This is a genomic window from Sporomusa intestinalis, from assembly GCF_055383785.1.
The window spans coordinates 1,155,489-1,173,213 of record NZ_AP042390.1 but is presented as its reverse complement, the minus strand read 5'-3'; the positions used below and the strand labels follow the sequence as shown (position 1 = coordinate 1,173,213).

Here is a 17,725-nt window from a genome sequence, read left to right as displayed (position 1 = left end):
GCAACAAGCCGATCTGCCCCTTATCGCGGCGGAAAGTTATACTTCCTACAAGATAAAAATTGGCAACAGCCTATCCCAAAAACTTAAAAACCTGCGCAAATAAAGTTATTTGCGCAGGTTTTTAACATTTCATATAGATACAGGCTTACATTAACGGCGGCATCGTCAGCGCCGGATGTTTTCTTTCCTCCAGGAACGGCATAATTTCTTCCTCCGTGGTACCCACAGTCTCATCGGCAATTTTGTCGATGAAATCGGCGCCCAGGCCAAGGGCAACCGCCCGCTCAGTCAGTTCATCCTGCAAATACTCTTTAAGCTCTTTCGGCATCCAGACAATGCGGCCCAGCCCGCCATCGGCCGGAATAAATTTGGCACTGACAATATAGCGGCGGCCAATCCCCATAAAACCCGGAGTCTGTACACCACCGCCGCAGGTCCCGGCCAGCGTCGAAAACGTCATGCCGCAGGGGGTATCGCCGGCGTGCTCGCGGGTTGTAATCATAATGCCGTTGGTCAGCGGCAAAATGGCCATGATGGCTTCAAAACAGCCGCAGGACGTCATTGGCTTATCCATTAAGGTATACAGGTTAACCTCTTCCAATGTCCGGTTGGAGGCTGTATGGAGAAAATCATTAAGATTTTGCCACATGCCCTTTTCCTCATCAAGGCATTCACCTTTGCCAATCGGCTGATTGGGACCGGTGGGGGTGATTTCGTTGGAGGCCTTGGCGTCAAGCCAGCTAACGGCCCCGCACAGGCCGACCCGCTCGGGGGAAACAATGCAGACATGATTAGGCGCAAAGGACTGACACAGGGTACAAGAATAGAAGGTGTCAACCGTTTCGTCGGTCAGGCCTTTCAGGCGGGCGTCACGGGCCTGGTATTTTTCGCGGGCTACTTTAATCTTATCCTCGACAGCTGCCAAATCGGTAAGCAGGGTTACTTCCACCCGATCGACAATAGCGGGGTAATCGGACTTGAATTTGGCAATGAGCAGTTCGCCGAAATGACGGATCTTGAAGCCGGCCTCCTTGGCGCCTTTGCTGATCCGCAGCCAGCACAGATCGCGCTGGGCCACATGCCACAGGCCTTCACCGTAGTTGATAAAATAGTGAATGCGCCGTTCCAGCACACTTTCAAAATCCTCCTGCATTTTGCGGCCAAAGATTTTAACAATAATCCCCAGCGGGAAAACGCTGCCCTCCGGCATTTCGTCAATTTCCGGGCCAACCACCTCAATTTTGCCGTCTTCCACCTGATCGGCATCGCCCATTTGCACAAGCTCAAATCCCGGGGAGCGGCCGCCGCCAAATTCGACCCAAGCCTCTTTTTTCCGGATGGTTTCGCCTTCAAAGGCCGGGCCGACGGTGATGGGAACCGGAATGTCAACAATCTTAAGTTTTATGCTCCGTAATTCCAGGGCCAGTTTAACAATTTTATCATAATCCGGCTGCGCTTCCAAAAGCTCGGGAATCTGCAGTTCAGCCGGCAAATCCTGATCGGTAACAATCGGGAAACCCATAAACAAAGCCCCGGCACCTATGGCAATGGTAACGGCGTCAAGTTCGCCCAAAGCAATGACAAAGGCCGGTACACGCCGTTTTTGATAGTCCAGCATTTGCTCCCGGGCGCCCTTGGGAACACCGCCAAAGGCCAAACCGGCCCGGGCGGCAAAATTGACGGCATGTATAATCTGGGTAAACTTGCCCAGCGGGAAGGTCATATAATCAGCGCCGACTTTAATGTTTTCCCCGATACACTGTTCAATGATGTCATTAACCAGCATGATCATGATGCCCTTCGACTGCAGGTCTTTAATCAGCCTGGCACCGGCTTTGGCATCTTTGGCCTTGCCGGTAATAACAGCAATGCCGGGAATCGTGCCGTCAACCAGCGGCACCCCGAACTTCCGCAGCATAGGGTCGGACAAAAACCCGGTATACGGTGGTTCGTCAGGTTTGGCCCCGCCGAGATAACGTAAGGCTTCAATTACCTCGCCGGCGTATAATGTTGCTTCCCCTGACAGCAGGGCATTGCCCAGTTCAGGCTCAGGCCGCAGGTTGTTGGACTTGATGCGCTGTAAAACAGGGACAAGCTCCCCTAACGTGGTTATATCCTCGCCGCTTAAAGCGGTAACCACCGGCAGTTTATATGCCGTATCCGGATACTTTACCGGTGCTTCAGCACCATGTTTTTCGATAGCTTCATTAAGGAGTTTTTCTGCAAGACCTACAGCAGTTGAAGCGCCTTGAAAAGCCAGTTCACAGATTTGCTTAGACATTTGCCAACCTCCTTCGGGAGTATGTTATTCTTTTCTTAAGGCTATAATTCGAGAAATTCAGTCATATTCCTGCTAAAATCAGGAAAATTATAGCCCTCCTATAAACCAGCAAACAATATAGTGCCAACCGTAAAACTGCAGACAGAAGGAAAGAGATTTGCAAAAAAACAAGGCGGAATGGAGGGCATGCCGCTTGCCGGCGCGGCTTGGGGAAAATACGCCGTCAGTATCCCCAGGAATAGGGTTGGCAGACTACTAATATAGTATGTGCAACTTATAATCTAACCATGCTGGCAGGGGACAACGGCAACAGTTAACGCCCGCATCGGACAGGCGGCAACACAGGCCGGCGGCCCGCCCCGGGCCAAAAGGTCGGCACAAAAATCGCATTTCCGGGCCTGTTGCCGCTGCCGGTCATACTGCACAGCCCCATAGGGGCAGGCGGCAATGCACCGGCAGCAGCCTGTGCAAAGCTGCTGCTCAATCAGCACCACTCCGTCTTCCCGTTTTAGGACCGCCCCTGCCGGGCAGGCCGGGACACAGGCCGGCTGGCAACAGTGCCGGCAGGTCTCAGACCGCCAATAAGCATAGACGTTATTGCTTAGTCCCCGGCCGCTCTGGCGGTATTCACCGCCGGCAAATTCCTCCACCCGGCGGAAGGCTTGCCCCGGTGCCAGATGATTCTTTTCGGTACAGGCAATCTGGCAGGTGGCGCAGCCAACACACCGGTCCTGACGAAACTGAAAACGCATTTGCCCGTTCTTATCCGTTTTTCTCAAAGTTTCACAACCTCCACGAGGTTCGTATGCTGAGGATTGCCAAAGGCCAGGGGCGTTGGCCGGTATTTCGTCAGGGTATTGATTGCGCCCCGCCGATCGGTCCCCCGGGAATCCGGCGTCCACCAGGCCCCCTGGGGAATGGCCACAACCCCTGGCATAATCCGCGGGGTCACCTTGACGGTAATGATGAGTTCGCCCCGGTCATTAAAGACCTTCGCCTTATCGCCGGCTGCCAATTGCCGCAGGCTCGCGTCGGCCGGATTAAGCCACAGGGCATGCGGCTCTGCCGCCTCTAATAAGGCAATATTCTCAAACGTGGAATGGACCCGGCGTTTAGAGTGATAGCCGATGCATTGCAGGGGGTAGCGCTGGCGCAGCGGGTCGTCCGGACCTTCCCAGGCCGGTACATATTGGGGAATAGCCGGTATCTCCGGGGTTTTCAGCGCCCACAGCCGGGGCGAAAAAAGCTCAATTTTCCCGGAGGGGGTCGCAAACGGGGCGGCCTCCGGCTCCCGGATCTGCTGCTCGTAGGCAATCACGGGCTTGGCCGGCTGCTTTTTATAAATACCCCGGCGGCGGAATTCCTCAAAAGCCGGAAAATTACGGTCCTGTGACTGCGCGACTTTTACAAACTCCCGCAGCCAGCCCTGCTCGGTTTTACCCTCCGTATATTGGGCACCAAAACCCAGCCGGCCGGCCAGGGAGCTGCAGATGTCATAGATGCTGCGGCACTCAAACTTTGGCTCGCTGACCTTTTGATGATAAATGGCGTAGGCAATGCCGGAAGAAAAAGTCACAATATCCTCCCGTTCAAAATGGCTGACATCAGGCAGCACCATATCGGCAAATCTGGCGCTGGGCGTCATAAACAGGTCATGGACCACAATAAATTCGCATTGGTTGTCGTCCGCCAGTATTCTGGCCGTGGCGTTAATATCCGCATGCTGGTTGATTAAGGTGTTGGAGGCATAATTCCAGATCAGCTTAATATTAGTGCCCAAACAGTCCACTCCCCGCACCCCCTGGGCGGCGGTCATCTGCTCGCCGTTGACGATGGCCTCGGTCCAGGCGAAGCACGGGATCTGGGCCGCTACCGCATTGCTGCCGGCCGGCAGCCGGCCCAGCGCCAGCTTGTGGCCGCCCGGACGCAGCCCCGGTCCGCCGCCTGTAATCCCGATATTGCCGGTCATAGCCGCCAAAACCGGCAGCGCTCTTACCGGCTGCTCCCCGTAAGCATGCCGCTGCCAGCCCAGCCCCTGCAGCAGGGCGCAGGGCTTGGTCAGACCAATCTCCCGGGCCAGGCGGACAATGTCCGCCTGGGGCACGCCGGTAATTGCCTCCGCCCAGGCCGGCGTCTTGGCCGTCTTATCCTCCCCCAGCCCTAAGATATAGCTTGTAAAAGAGTTGCCGGCAGGAATGCCTGCCGGCATATGTTCTTCGTCATAGCCCAGACAGTACCTGTCCAAAAACGACTGGTCCACCAGCTGCTCGGCCATCAGTACATAGGCCAGGGCGGCAATCAGCGCATTATCGGTTGTGGGCTTTACCGGAATCCATTCGTCAGCCAGGCTGGCGGCCGTATCGCTATAGCGGGGATCAATGACAATAATTTTGGCACCTTTATCTCTGGCCAGACTTAAATAATAAGGGGTGTTGGCCCCTCCCATCCTGGTTTCAGCCGGATTGTCGGCAAACAAAACAATCAGTTTGGCATTCGGCAGATCATCAGGCGACTGGCCCTCCACGGTTCCGTACGTATAAGGGGCAGCCACCGTGTAGCAGGCAGCGCTGTAGGAGTTGTAGTACCGGAGATAGCCGCCAAACATATTTAAAAATCTCGGCAAAGCCCCCCAGCCATCGCCGGTGACATAGGCATCACCGATTTGGCCGTAAACCCCGGTGCCGTAGTTTAAATAGATGGCGCTATTGCCATAGGTTGCTTTAATCCGCTGCATTTCGCCGGCAATCACCGCCAAAGCCTCTTCCCAGCTGATCCTGACAAACCGGCCTTCCCCCCGCGGGCCAACCCGCTTGAGGGGATACCGCAGCCGGTCCGGATGCTCCAGCCAGTGCCGCTGGGCAAGCCCCCGCAAACAGGCCTTGGTCTGAGGGCAAGCAGGAGATTCCGGCCCTGTCTCGCCCGGTGACAGCCTGACCAAAACACCATTTTTAACATGGGCATGGAGAAAACAGCGGCCGCTGCAATTATGAACACAGGACGTAGGGATTAGTTTTTCATCAATTGGTACTGCCTTCATCAATATCCCGCCTTCTGTCGCTTGCTGTTGTCATTGTACCGCCTTTAACGGTGAGAAGCAAGGCTTGGCAGCTGCGCCGGCGCAGACAAAAATTGCCTGATCCTGTTTTCCCAGGATCAGGCAAGCGCCGGTTAGTTATGATGCATGTTATGCTGCATGGGCGCCGGGGCGCCATGGGGATCCCAGCCCATAATTGCCGGGTCGACCATACCGAATATCATCGCGATATGAGCAACGACCAGGAACACGGTGAGCAGAATAAAATGGAGCTTTAATTTCTCGTCCCCGGTTTTGCCGCCGCCGATAACCCCCAGTTCCAGCAGGGCTATGCCCATAAGCGGAATCACGCCGCTTAAATAGGCCCCGACTGCCAGAATGTCGGCCGGCCCGCGCCAGGCCATGGACGGCACGGCGGTAATCATCAGGTTCAGAAATATACCGAGAAAATAGAAACCGAGCACAATGCCGATGTATTTGTTGATTGTGCGCAGGGCCCCGCCGGCCCGGTCCTTGTTGAATACCACAAAGAATTCAGTGGCCACCAGGGCTTCGGCCAGAGCCACCGGAATCACCATATAGATAATGAGATTCCAGGGCTGATTCACAGCCAGAAGCTCCATATAATGGGTCATGTTCAATTGAATTCCTCCTCAAGTTACTGTTACTGAATACCTTTGAGGTAATTGTAGCAGCAAATTGTGAAGATCCTGTGAACAAATCGTAAAAAATTACTGAATTTACTCTTCCAGGCTCGGGCAGCCCCCGGCCTGGGGCCGTATAAAATGTAAGCAGGCAATTAGAATAACGGCACGATTGCCCCCTTGTATTTTTCTTCCAGAAACTTTCTGACTTTTTCCGATTTTAAGGCCTTATCCAGCCTGGCTGCCATTGGCTCATTGATTTGGTCTTTTTTTACGGCAATGATAATAGAATATTTATCACTTTCGCCCTTATCCTCAAGGGCAATCGCCGATTTAGGATCTACATTTCCCTGGACGGCTATAACCGAGTTGATTGCCGAACAATCAACATCATCTAAGGAGCTGACAAGCTTCATTACATCCATCTCAACAATATTAAGCTTCTTCTTATTCTCTATTATATCTAATTTTGTCGGCATATCTGCGCCTGCTTTAAGTTTTACCAACCCGTTTGTCTGGAGCATTTTTAATGCTCTGGCCCGATTGCTTGGATCGTTGGGAATAGATACGGTAGCCCCGTCCTTTAACTCATTAATATCTTTTATTTTTTTCGAAAAAACACCCATAAAATATTTAACCACGCCACTGTTATATTTGGCTAGATTAGTCCCTTTATTTTGATTGAACTGGTTGAGGTATGGCTCATGCTGATAAACATTAAACTCAACACTGCCTTCCTGTAAGGCAATATTAGGAGTAACCAGGTCATCAAATACTTTTATATTTAAGGTATAGCCGTCTTGGTCGAATTCTTCTTTCGCTGCCCCCAGAATATCTTTAAATATCGGCGAAGTCCCGACAATGACCTCCTTTTTCCCGCCCGTTGCTGCCCCCGCGCTCTGTTTCGTCTCCCCGCAACCAGCCATTGCCAAGGCAAATACTAAAATTAATGCTGTCAACACGCTCTTGCTAATACGCATATTCATCACTCCGCTTCCTCTATTTTAATACTTTATATAAATAGTTGCCTAACGCCTGGATAACTTGTACCAATACGATCAGAACAAAAACAGTTCCATACATTACCGTGTTATCAAAATTGGCATACCCATAGGTGATTGATACGGCTCCCAGGCCGCCGGCACCGACTGCCCCGGCCATCGCGGTACAGCCAAGGATGGAGATGATAGCCAGCGTTATCCCGGAAATAACTGACGGTACTGCCTCTGGCAGCATGATTTTAAAGATGATTTGAAAGTTGCTGGCCCCAAACGACTTTGCCGCCTCGATAAGCTCTTTGTCCACTTCTCTTAGACTGCCTTCAATGATCCTGGCAATAAAGGGAGCACCCGCAATGGTTAGGGGGACAATAGCCGCTTTTTCTCCAATTGAGGTGCCAACGATGGCCCGCGTAACAGGAATAATAGCTACCAACAGGATAATAAAGGGAAATGATCTAACGATATTAATAATCGTGTTTAGGGTTTGATAGATATATTTGTGTGGCCTTAACCCATCTTTATAGGTAATAATTAAAATAATAGCCAGTCCAATACCGATGATTGACGAAAAAACGGTTGCCGTAACAACCATAAACAGGGTCTTCACCAGTTCAGGTAAAACAATGCTATGAATAAGCATATAAATGTCCGAATTATTCATAGTTCAGTACCTCCCACGGAACACCGGCGGCTGTAAGGTATTCCCCTACCGCCGCGGCACGGTCCTGGTCAACATTAATTACAATCGACCCCAGTACACCGTCACGATATTTTTCTACTTTCGCCCAGGGTATAGAGAACCCAACCCCCAGTTCTTTAGCCATATTTGACAAAAGCCTGCTGTTTGCACCACTTTCCGTATAAGTAATTCTGATATTTTTACCTTGTTCCGGTATTAATTCTTCATTCTCATCACCCAGTAGATTCTTTAGCGATTGCGGCTGATTAAGAAATATACTGCTTACTGTGCCGTTGGCGGTGATTTCTCCATTTTCGAGAATAGAAACCTTATGACATATCTCTCTGACAACCGACATTTGATGGGTGACAAAAACGATGGCAATGCCCAAGGTCTCGCTGATTCTTTTTAACAGCAGCAAAATTGATTTTGTCGTTTTGGGATCTAACGCGGAGGTAGCTTCATCGCACAGTAAAATCTTCGGCTTTAACGAAAGCGCCCGGGCGATGGCTACCCTTTGTTTTTGGCCACCGCTTAATACTCTTGGTTTTTGATCAATCTTATCCTCAATATCAACCAGCTTGACTAATTCCTTCACCCGCTTGTCGATTTCCGGTTTTTTGTACCCCCAGCAATCCATAGGCAAAGCGATATTTTGATATACTGTTTTTCTCTCCATCAAAGAGAAATGCTGAAATATCATACCGATGTTTTTTCTAAACTTCCGGATTTCGTGAGGACTGTGGTCCTTAATCTCAAAGCCATCTATTTTCAGGCTGCCCGAGTCATAGCTTTCTAAGCCGTTAATGCACCGTAAAAGCGTAGATTTACCCGCGCCGCTCCTGCCAACAAGCCCGTAAATTTCGCCGTCATTGATAGTTAAGTTAATTGTCTTCAAAACCGTACTGTCACCATATGATTTTTGCAAATTGCTTATTTCAATCAAGGGACCCCATCCTTTAGCTGCATCTCCATTATGGCATTCCTAATATATACAAAAAATAATTATTCCCGGAATATTTATTCTATAGCGAACCAAAAAATCCTTCCATTTCTCCATTTTTTGCTAATATTTTTTACTATACGGCAAAATCCAGCCGCCAAAATTGTCGAAAACCCAAGACTTTTGTCAAGTCCGGCAGGACGCAACAAAAAGTCTTGGGTTTTTCTTTACTGCTTATTGTTGGCGGGAAATGCTAAAGACTGGACAAAATAGCTCTGAAATTCGGGGTGAAGGGAGAGCTCCATTATCTTAATTTGTTGGCCAATTTGTCGGACCGCACCACTGGCCTGGCAATTAAGCAGAACCGCCTTGGCTCCCTCCTTGGCCGTATTACCAGCAAAACGGATCTTATGCTGACAAGTAGGGGGTAATAAGCCAATTCCCACCAGCGATGCCGGCTGTAAGTGAAAACCAAAAGCGCCGGCCACGAGAATCTCGTCCACATCGTCAAAACAAAGATTTATTTCTTTGAGCAACAGGTGCATGGCCGTATATATGGCGCCTTTGGCCAGTTGAACCTGGCGCACATCTTTTTGCTGCAGAAAAAGCGGTTCCCCGTTAGCGATTGCAAAAGCCGGTTTCCCGTCCACAGCAACCATCCGGGCCGCAAGGGCGGCAGGCAGCTTCGGCGGAGCGGCAAACCGCCCGCTGGCGGTAATGACGCCACACCTTGCAAGCTCTGCGATCAGATCAATCAAACCGCTGCCACAAATCCCTGTGGGCAAACCATTCCCGATTACCTTTAACCCCACAGTGCCGTCACCGGCAATTGTCACGCCCTCAATGGCCCCTGACTCGGCCCGGCAGCCACAGGAGATATTCATGCCCTCCAAGGCTGGCCCTGCCGCCGACGATGTCCCCACCAGTGAACCATCTTTACAGACTACAATCTCGCCATTGGTGCCAATATCGATAAACAACGTAGTTTTGGCAGCATGCGCCAGACCAGCCGCTACTAACCCTGCCAGAATATCAGCGCCGACGAAGGCGGCAGCAGAAGGGAGGATCGTTACCACCCCGCGCGGCGATATTCCGAGCCCGAGTGCGGCCGGGCTGACTTCTACCTGCTGCGTAAAAACCGGCTGATAGGGGGCATAGGCTAAGGAACTGGGGTCCACCCCCAATAGTAAATGCTGCATAGTGGTATTGCCGGCTACAACTACTTCATAGATATTTTTACTATCCAGTTGATTCTCAGTGGCCACCTGCGCAAGCAGCCGGTTGATCCCGGCAATGATCTTTTCCTGAAGCAGCCGGGTTCCGCCGGCTTGCTTGGCAGCAAAGGATATTCTGGTCAGCACATCGCCGCCAAACTCGGTTTGCGGGTTAAGACACGAAGCTGTCCCCATACTGTTGCCGCTTGCCAGATCAAAAACCTCAGCGACGACACTGGTTGTGCCAATATCCAGGGCCACGCCATAACAGGGTTGTCCCGGCTGATAATGCCAATCTAATAACCTGCCGTTCCTGACGATAGCTGTTTGCGCCGCATTGCCCTGGTTATGCTGAGCAGCCAGTTCTTGTAACAGACCCGAGTAATTTTCCGGAAACAGAGGGTCAAACCCTTGCGCCAAAGCACCCTGCCCGGATTTCAGCTGCTGATAAACAAGCCTCTGCACAGGCGGATCAAATGGCCACTTAGTGCTTTGAGCTGCCGTTAAGGCTACAAATCCCTCAGTATTCTTAGCTAATAGTTCCACCCGCGCAGCCCCCGCCACCTTGGCCTGGCAGGCTAACCGTACGCCCGCTTCAAGACGGGTTCCCAATTGCTTTTGTTCCAGCTCGCCTGGGTTATTAAGCTTCCCCGCGACCTTAACCTGGCATTTCCCGCAAGTGCCGCGTCCGTCACAGGGAGCCTCCACCAGCAAACCGGCGGCCCGGGCCGCCGCCAGCAGGCTTGTCCCCTCATTTACGGCTATACTTTTGTCCGCAGGCATAAATGTGATTTCAACTTGAGCGGCCAATGCTTATTCTACCTCCACCCTTTCACCGTATCCGTAAGGGCTGCCAGGTTAGACTGGGGGGTTGCCAGACTAATACCGCAGGCCGGCGCAATAATATCAATGCCCTGGGCGATTAAGTTGCCGGTATTTTGTGCAATCCGGTTAGGCGTACCGGTATGCAGCATCTGGGTATTGATATTGCCCATCACCGGTATACCGCCCAAAGCAATTTTAGCCTTCGCCAGATTCACAACAGAATCGAAACTGAGAGCCGCCCCGGTAAGTTCTTGCAAGGAGCTGAGCAATACGGTGGCATCGCCGCAAATATGGACAATGCCCCCCGCCCCACTCTGCCTGATCTCCCGGACCAGGCGTAATAGCAGCGGGATTACAAACCGGCGGAAATTAGCATTGCCGAGGATCTCGCCGGTAGCGGTGGGGTCGGCGATGGCAATAACATCAGCGCCGGCCGCTGCCTGCGCCCGGGCAAAGGCGGCTAAATAGTCGGTCAAATAGTGTAGTACGTCCATAACCTGCTCAGGTGTTTTGCGCATCAGCCGAAAAAAGTACAAGGGGTCAATTATTGAGGTTGCCAGGCTAACAGGGCCTGTTAGATTGCCGATCACCGGTAGGCCGGCATGGCGGGCCGCCAACTCTTTAATAGCCGCTAATACAACCGGCGACCTGCCGTCTTTGACAGGGTCCGGCAAGGGCGCCGCCAGTATCGCCGCCAATTCTTGTGCTCCATATTCGGTAATGCATGGCTCAACCCCCGCATTCCCCAGATCAACGGTGCTGCCGAAAGCCTCGGCCTCCACGGTCATGCAAAAGGGAACACCCAGGTTTTCAAAACCGGTATGCCGACAAATCGCTTCCGCCACTTTTGCCATTACTGCCGGCTTACTATGAAACTCATGGGCAAAGCCGGCTAAGACGGCAGTAGTAGCTGCGCTCATCATGCCACCAGGGCAAATCACCGGCGGGCGGTCTACCTGCTTTTGCGCCAGCACGGCTGTAAGGCGCTCTTTTTCTGTAAGGCTCATGTTTCCCCCTTATTCTTGGCAGACCATACTACTGCTGGCAGCGGCCACTGTCCGGGTTTTGAGCTTTCGTACTGCAACATTGGCATCTTTCGCGTACAGGTCGGCTTTTATCTCATCGGCAAAAACCTGGGAGATAGGCCCGCCGCCTATGATAACCGTAATTTTGTCGCGCAGGCCCCGTTGCTCCAATTCCTCAATCACGGTGCGCATACCATCCATAGTTGTAGTCATCAGTGTGGCCATGGCAACGATTGTCGCCCCCACCTCCTCGGCCTTATCAACAAACGCGCGTAGCGGTACGTTGCGGCCTAGATCATATACGTCAAAACCAGCTGTCTCCAGCATAATTTTTACAAGATTTTTGCCAATATCATGGGTATCACCCTGAACAACGCCAATAACTACTTTCTCAGCGCCACAATTATAGTCCTTAGGCAGATGCGGCTGGAGCACATCCAAACCGGCAAGCATGGCATCAGAGCAAAGCAGCACCTCCGGGATGAAGTATTCCTGGTCCGCGTACTTGTCACCAACAATATTCATGCCTTTAACCAAACCCTCGGCAATTGCCTCGAAGGCCGGTATCCCGGAGTCAATTGCCGCTTGGGCCGCTATTTTCGCGCCGTCCTCGTCCATTTCGACAACAGTAGCTGCCAGCGCAGTAAAAATTTCCTGTCTTTTCACGCCCAGACCTCTCTTCAATATATTTTCATTATATTTTATATAATTTTTCTATATTTTTCAGCCAATTCCTCCCTCGCCGGAAGGAATCCTGCTGAACCAGAGATAATCATTACTATAATACACCGATATGTGACCACAGTAACTATACTGTGGTGGGGATTTGGGGGAATGATATTTTGAAAACCAATTGGCAGGACGAGATGACGCCCAAGGAGCGGCTTACAGCTTTTGCTGCAGGCAAGCCCCTAGATCGAATACCCTGTATGCCGTTAGTTACCGATCATGCCTATGGCCTGGCGGGCGGGCCGCTGTCGCAGTATTACCATTCAGCCACCTTAATGGCCCAGGCCCAGATTCAGGCGTTTGAAACCTATGAAACAGACTCGGTCGGTTCCGGTCCCGGTCTGTTCGGTCTGGCTGAGGCGATCGGCACCAAATTGACATTTCCTGATGACGGCATTCCTTTTGTTTGTGCGCCGGCAATATCAGGCTATCAGGATCTTGCTAAACTCGAGTTGATCGATCCCTGCCGGTCAGGACGATTGCCAATCATACTCGAAGCCCTCAAGCTTGTTCAGGACGCGGTACAGGAACGCGCCGCCGTGGGGTGCTCGCTTGGCGGCCCCGTTACAACCGCCGCCGCCGTCCGGGGCACAGACCAATTCCTGCGGGATATGTACCGCAACCCGGAAATGGTGCACCGGTTATTGCAATACGTTACTGATAACGCCCTGCTCTTTATTGATGTGCTGTGCACCATGGGTATTAAACCGAGCATCGCCGAACCCTCTGCCTCGGGGACCTTGATCAGCGATAAGCATTTCCGGGAGTTTGCCAAACCCTACCTTAAACAATATTCCGATCGTATCAGCCAGCGTTGCGGCAGTGGTCCCTTTGTCCATATCTGCGGCGATACCATAAACATTTTGGATGATATAGTCGATGCCGGGGCAACTGTGCTCAGTTTGGACAATCAGATTGATTTGGCGGCGGCAAAGGCTAAAGTAGGCCACCGAGTCTGCCTGGCAGGCAATGTCAAGCCTTTTGCGCTCTGGCGCGGGAGCCCGCAGGAGGTTGCCGCCGAGGTCAAAGAATGCTTGGGTAAAGCCTGGGATAGTCCCAAAGGGTTCATTTTATCCAGTGGCTGCGGCCTGCCGGTAGGCACCCCTGCCACGAATGTGCTGGCAATGATGGACGCCGCCCGTCACTATGGCAAATGGCCAATCAACCCCGACAAACTGGCATAACGATAAGAAAAGACTTGGCTTGTGCCAAGTCCTTTAGGACGACGGCAGAAGCCTTAGTCGTTCTTATGTCCACAGAATTTTTTTATAAATTCTGGTAGACTAAAGAAAAACACGGCTTGCGCCGAGCCTTTGGCGAAAGCGGCAGCCGATGTTGCCCTTATCCAGGGAAAGTGATACTTTCTATCAGGATGTAAAAGGCTAAGTTCACCCTGACCGGTGAACTTAGCCTTTTTAGCTGCCGCCGGTATTAGAAAAATTACTGACCATAGCACGGAAATAGCGGCAGTTTTCTTCTAAATCAGGCCCATGCTTAAATAACCCGCCGCCAACCAGGAAAATAACCTCGCTGCCGTATACCGCCATCAATTCCCCAATACGGTCCAGGCTCATGCCACCGCCCGGGCTGGGAAAAATCGGCTTGATCCGGCCCATCTCCTCACAGGTTCCCCGCACAATGTCCAGGCACTCTTCCCGGCTGAACGAGAATCTGCCGCCAAAGTTTGGATAAATAACAGCATCGGCCCCAGCCAGACGGGGGATTTGGCCAAATAACGCAAAATGAGATATGCCGTTAGCCTGAGCTGTCACATAACTGCCCTGAAAGGCCGGATGACTGATCACCGGCAGGTCAAATTCCGCGTCATCGGCTAATAACTTCATTACATCCAGGCCGGTAAGAGCCGGTGACAGCATCACACCTTTTGCCCCCAGTGTTTTTGCCAGTTTCGCCCGTGTCACCACCTCATTGGCCGGTGCGGTAATATTGGGGACATAAATGGTTTGCCGGCCGGTCCGGGCATTGGCTTTTTCCACTGCGTCCACACAGGCGGCCACCCGGTCCGGGAACGGAGCAAAAACCTGATTTGTCAGCCCGTGGTCGTCTTTAATAATATCAATACCGCCCACCGCACATTGATAGGCCATCGCCGCCAGCTTAGCCGGCGTAAGGCCCATTGGCTTCAATGCCGTAAACAGGAGCGGCCTGCCGCTGACACCCAGCAGCTTCCGCAATCCCTCGCGGCCAAAGCGTGGCCCCTGGTACTGACTGAGCAGGGACGGCGGCAAGTCCAGCCGTTCAACCCGGATTCCCGGCTTAATACTGATATTGCCGAACACAACATTCAACAGCTGGGTAAATTCACCGGCTGCCGTCTCGACCGCATAACTGATGACAGTTTGATAACTGCCGCTACTGATTGGTTCCAGGGACTCAATGCGGCCGACAATTTCATCCCTGATCATGCCGGCGGGTATAAGCTCTTCCGGAAATTCCACCGTTTGTTCCAGGCAAATATCCCAGGCCTTTTGTCTGGCCTCCTGTTCGCTGCTGCCTGTTAACCGGTACACTACGGAAAAACGCTCTCCTCCTGTCATTACAGCGCCTCCGGTTTGGCGTCACTATGCACAGGTGCAATATACACCTGGGCCAGTTCAGCTTCTGCTACGGCAAAGTCGTGGCCTGTCAGCTTCTGTACTTTTTCAATCAGCGCGGTCGCGTCAAGCCGGTATTTTCGCATCAAGTAAGGCCGGCTGGCGCCATGAACAAAAGTATCTTCCAGGCCAATCCGGACAAGCGGTTTGCCAACCCCGGCCTCAGCCATCTGTTCCGCGACAATCGAACCCAGGCCGCCAATAACGGAATGGTTTTCCATTGTAATTACGCCATACCGCGACTGGGCGATGGCGGCCAGCACCGCCGGGTCACTAAAAGGTTTTAAGGTGGTAATATGCATATGCTGTACCGCCAGGCCGCGTTTTTGCAACACCGCTATGGCCCGCATGGCTTCCTCGGTACAAATACCTGTCGATAACACGGTAAGGTCGCTGCCACGCCGGATCAGCCGCGCCTGATTAAAGCGCAGGGGCTCTGCCGCGGCGAACAGGCGGGGGATTTCCCCCCTCAGCATCCGGATGTAAACAGGCCCGTCAACCTTGTGGGCTGCATCCAGCACGCCTTCGACATCAGTGGCATCGCCGCATTCAAAAATTGTCATATTCGGCAGGGCCCGCATTACGGCAATATCTTCAATAGCCTGATGGGTTGCACCGCCCGGGGTTGTCACGCCCGGCAAAAAGCCGATCATCCGCACAGGCAGATTGGGATAAGCCACCGAAACAGCGATTTGATCATACGCCCGGCGGTAGATAAAGACGGCAAAAGTGTGGATAAAGGGGTACAGCCCCTCCCTGGCCATGCCGCCGGCAAAACTGATCATGTTCTGCTCGGCAATGCCCATGGACAAAAAACGCTCCGGATAGGCATCGCGAAACAGGTCCGCCTCGGTTGAGCTTGTAAGATCGGCGGACAACACATATACATCCGGTTTGTCCTTCGCCCAGGCGACCAGGTTGCGGGCATGGACCTTTGATAAGATTTCCATAGGTTCGGCCTCCTTTACAGCATCGTCTGCAAAACCCGGTCATACTGCGCCCGCTCATCGTCACTGGCAAAACGAATATAATGCAGCTTAGGATGCCGTTTTTTTAGTATCTCGATGCCCTGCCAGGGCTTGGTGGCGGCTAACACAATAACAGGCTTCCCGGCAACGGCGGGCGCCAGCACCGGCCGGACAAGGGCCGCCGGGTCATGACCGTCCGCCTGATACACCCGGGCCCCGAAAGCCGCAAGCCTGTCCGCAAAGGGGTCGATGGTCATGACATCCCCGATTGCCCCGTCACACTGTTGGCCATTAACATCCACATAAATGCCGATATTGTCAAGCCGGTGGTGGGCAATGGCCTGCAAGGCCTCCCAGTTTTGGCCTGACTGCCATTCGCCGTCAGACATAAACACCCAGACCTTGCCTGGCTCGCCCTTTAGCCTGCGGGCCATGGCGATCCCGGCCGCCTGACTCAGGCCTTGTCCGAGAGACCCGGTCATGACCTCCATCCCCGGCGAATGCTCAGCCCCGATCATCTCTACCGTAAAACCGTCCACATTAAATTGCTCCAGGCCGGCCGGGTCCATCCGGCCGGTCTCAATCAGCAGGGCATATAAAACCAGCGCATACTGGGAGGGTGATAAAATAAACCTGTCATATTCAGGTCCCCGGGGCCCGTTAAACAGCGCACCGGTAGACGCGGCGTTGTTATTGGGGCCGGGTACACCGGCAAAAGGCGCCGGTACCAGCGCTTTTTCCGTCTTGCCCAGATGCATAATCCGTAGATACAGAGTTGCCAGAATCTCAGCCGCCGAACAGGCCTGGCTCAGATAGCCGCCATGATTGCGTATCGTGTGCTCCATAACCCGGCGTCTAATGCCCTGGGCAGCCTGCCTGACCTGTTCCTGCCAGGGCTCGTTTGTGCAAGCCATTCGCATCACTCCCTGTTTATCCTGTTTTATTATCAGCTTATTTGCTTTCATTGTATTGTGAATACGGCAGACAGTCAATATCACTCCGGCCGGCCCCTGCCGCCAAAAAACGTTAGGCTGCAGCAAAATTCCGCAAGAACTTTGCTGCAGCCTGCAGGGCCGGCCATTATCACCGTGATTTGCTATGTTTATCCTCCCAGTCATAATATTTTATAACACAAGCCAGCACAATTGAAGCTATTAGCCGCTCAACAATAACCACAGTGATGAGCAGCCCAAACGCAACCCATGCATTACTTAACATGCCTCTACCTCCTAATATCATATTAGATAAATTAACCCATTCCTTATCACCTTATTAAGCTTTCTGCCATTACTGCGCAAATATTGGGCCAGGCATTTGGGTTATCTGCTATCAGTTGCCGCTGCGGCTTTAGAAAAAGCCGGCTATTAGACCAGGAAACACCTCATTGGCCGGGAAATGCAAAAGGCGGGTCGCTCCCTGAGGGAGCGACCCGCCTTTTGTTTACTGCATCCGGTTGGTTAAGCCTGGCCCGTATCGCCATAATCCATTATTACAATCACTTTGATCCGCCACTGGCCATCGACACATTCCAGATATTCTGCCCTGGCAAAATGCTGGATAACCTGAAGCAACGCTTCTTGCGCAGCCGCTAATTGCAAGCCCCTTTCCGGAGATATGCAAGGATCAGCAAGTTCTTTGCCAATTGCATTATAGTCGTTAATCGTATTTTGCAAGGCCGCTTTTAATTTACGTTCCATTAGTGTCCCTTCTCCCTCCATCTCCGGCTTTTACGCTTTTAAAATGGCTACTTCCTTCTATACAGGGAAC

16 protein-coding genes are annotated in these 17,725 nt (G+C 52.3%); 1 reads left to right on the top strand and 15 read right to left on the bottom strand.

Going from position 1 to position 17,725, the window contains the following annotated elements; all coding sequences use genetic code 11:
- Window positions 1-145: 145 nt before the first annotated feature.
- From acsB to ACZ481_RS05280, 10 genes are all read right to left on the bottom strand, one after another.
- Window positions 146-2,281: an acetyl-CoA decarbonylase/synthase complex subunit alpha/beta gene (gene acsB, locus ACZ481_RS05325; RefSeq protein WP_464769125.1), complete on the bottom strand. Its 2,136-nt coding sequence runs from the start codon at window positions 2,279-2,281 to the stop codon at window positions 146-148.
- A 281-nt stretch (window positions 2,282-2,562) separates the two neighbouring features.
- Entirely contained in the window at window positions 2,563-3,060 is a 498-nt protein-coding gene (locus tag ACZ481_RS05320) for a 4Fe-4S dicluster domain-containing protein (RefSeq protein ID WP_464769124.1), read from the bottom strand.
- Window positions 3,057-5,318 carry a DMSO/selenate family reductase complex A subunit gene (locus ACZ481_RS05315; protein ID WP_464769123.1) on the bottom strand — a complete coding sequence of 754 codons (2,262 nt, stop codon included), beginning with the start codon at window positions 5,316-5,318 and terminating at the stop codon, window positions 3,057-3,059. The genes ACZ481_RS05320 and ACZ481_RS05315 overlap by 4 nt, the downstream gene beginning before the upstream one ends.
- A 131-nt stretch (window positions 5,319-5,449) precedes the next feature.
- On the bottom strand, window positions 5,450-5,950 hold the full coding sequence (locus ACZ481_RS05310) for a DUF6803 family protein (protein WP_464770580.1): 501 nt from the start codon (window positions 5,948-5,950) through the stop codon (window positions 5,450-5,452).
- 164 nt (window positions 5,951-6,114) lie between these two features.
- On the bottom strand, window positions 6,115-6,945 hold the full coding sequence (locus ACZ481_RS05305) for a MetQ/NlpA family ABC transporter substrate-binding protein (protein WP_464769122.1): 831 nt from the start codon (window positions 6,943-6,945) through the stop codon (window positions 6,115-6,117).
- 13 nt (window positions 6,946-6,958) lie between these two features.
- Complete coding sequence (locus ACZ481_RS05300) at window positions 6,959-7,621, bottom strand: methionine ABC transporter permease (RefSeq protein ID WP_464769121.1); 663 nt, start codon at window positions 7,619-7,621, stop codon at window positions 6,959-6,961.
- Window positions 7,614-8,585, bottom strand: coding sequence for a methionine ABC transporter ATP-binding protein (locus tag ACZ481_RS05295; protein WP_464769120.1), 972 nt, complete (start codon window positions 8,583-8,585; stop codon window positions 7,614-7,616). Before ACZ481_RS05295 ends, ACZ481_RS05300 begins: the two co-directional genes overlap by 8 nt.
- A gap of 224 nt (window positions 8,586-8,809) precedes the next feature.
- Window positions 8,810-10,579, bottom strand: coding sequence for an ASKHA domain-containing protein (locus tag ACZ481_RS05290; RefSeq protein WP_464769119.1), 1,770 nt, complete (start codon window positions 10,577-10,579; stop codon window positions 8,810-8,812).
- 35 nt (window positions 10,580-10,614) lie between these two features.
- Window positions 10,615-11,628 carry a uroporphyrinogen decarboxylase family protein gene (locus tag ACZ481_RS05285; protein WP_464769118.1) on the bottom strand — a complete coding sequence of 338 codons (1,014 nt, stop codon included), beginning with the start codon at window positions 11,626-11,628 and terminating at the stop codon, window positions 10,615-10,617.
- A 9-nt stretch (window positions 11,629-11,637) separates the two neighbouring features.
- Window positions 11,638-12,312: a corrinoid protein gene (locus ACZ481_RS05280; protein WP_464769117.1), complete on the bottom strand. Its 675-nt coding sequence runs from the start codon at window positions 12,310-12,312 to the stop codon at window positions 11,638-11,640.
- A 176-nt stretch (window positions 12,313-12,488) separates the two neighbouring features.
- On the opposite strand from ACZ481_RS05280, the gene ACZ481_RS05275 reads away from it, so the two are divergent.
- Entirely contained in the window at window positions 12,489-13,559 is a 1,071-nt protein-coding gene (locus tag ACZ481_RS05275; protein ID WP_464769116.1) for a uroporphyrinogen decarboxylase family protein, read from the top strand.
- 231 nt (window positions 13,560-13,790) lie between these two features.
- Here the strand turns inward: ACZ481_RS05275 and ACZ481_RS05270 are convergent, their stop codons facing one another.
- From ACZ481_RS05270 to ACZ481_RS05250, 5 genes are all read right to left on the bottom strand, one after another.
- On the bottom strand, window positions 13,791-14,933 hold the full coding sequence (locus ACZ481_RS05270; protein WP_464769115.1) for a RuBisCO large subunit C-terminal-like domain-containing protein: 1,143 nt from the start codon (window positions 14,931-14,933) through the stop codon (window positions 13,791-13,793).
- Window positions 14,933-15,940 carry a transketolase family protein gene (locus tag ACZ481_RS05265; RefSeq protein ID WP_464769114.1) on the bottom strand — a complete coding sequence of 336 codons (1,008 nt, stop codon included), beginning with the start codon at window positions 15,938-15,940 and terminating at the stop codon, window positions 14,933-14,935. The genes ACZ481_RS05270 and ACZ481_RS05265 overlap by 1 nt, the downstream gene beginning before the upstream one ends.
- A 14-nt stretch (window positions 15,941-15,954) precedes the next feature.
- The gene (locus ACZ481_RS05260; protein ID WP_464769113.1) at window positions 15,955-16,872 is read right to left on the bottom strand and encodes a transketolase; all 918 of its coding nucleotides are present in this window, start codon (window positions 16,870-16,872) and stop codon (window positions 15,955-15,957) included.
- Between the two features lie 169 nt (window positions 16,873-17,041).
- Window positions 17,042-17,176, bottom strand: a complete 135-nt coding sequence (locus ACZ481_RS05255) for a hypothetical protein (protein WP_464769112.1) — start codon at window positions 17,174-17,176, stop codon at window positions 17,042-17,044.
- Between the two features lie 239 nt (window positions 17,177-17,415).
- The gene (locus tag ACZ481_RS05250) at window positions 17,416-17,655 is read right to left on the bottom strand and encodes a hypothetical protein (RefSeq protein ID WP_464769111.1); all 240 of its coding nucleotides are present in this window, start codon (window positions 17,653-17,655) and stop codon (window positions 17,416-17,418) included.
- Between the last annotated feature and the right edge of the window lie 70 nt (window positions 17,656-17,725).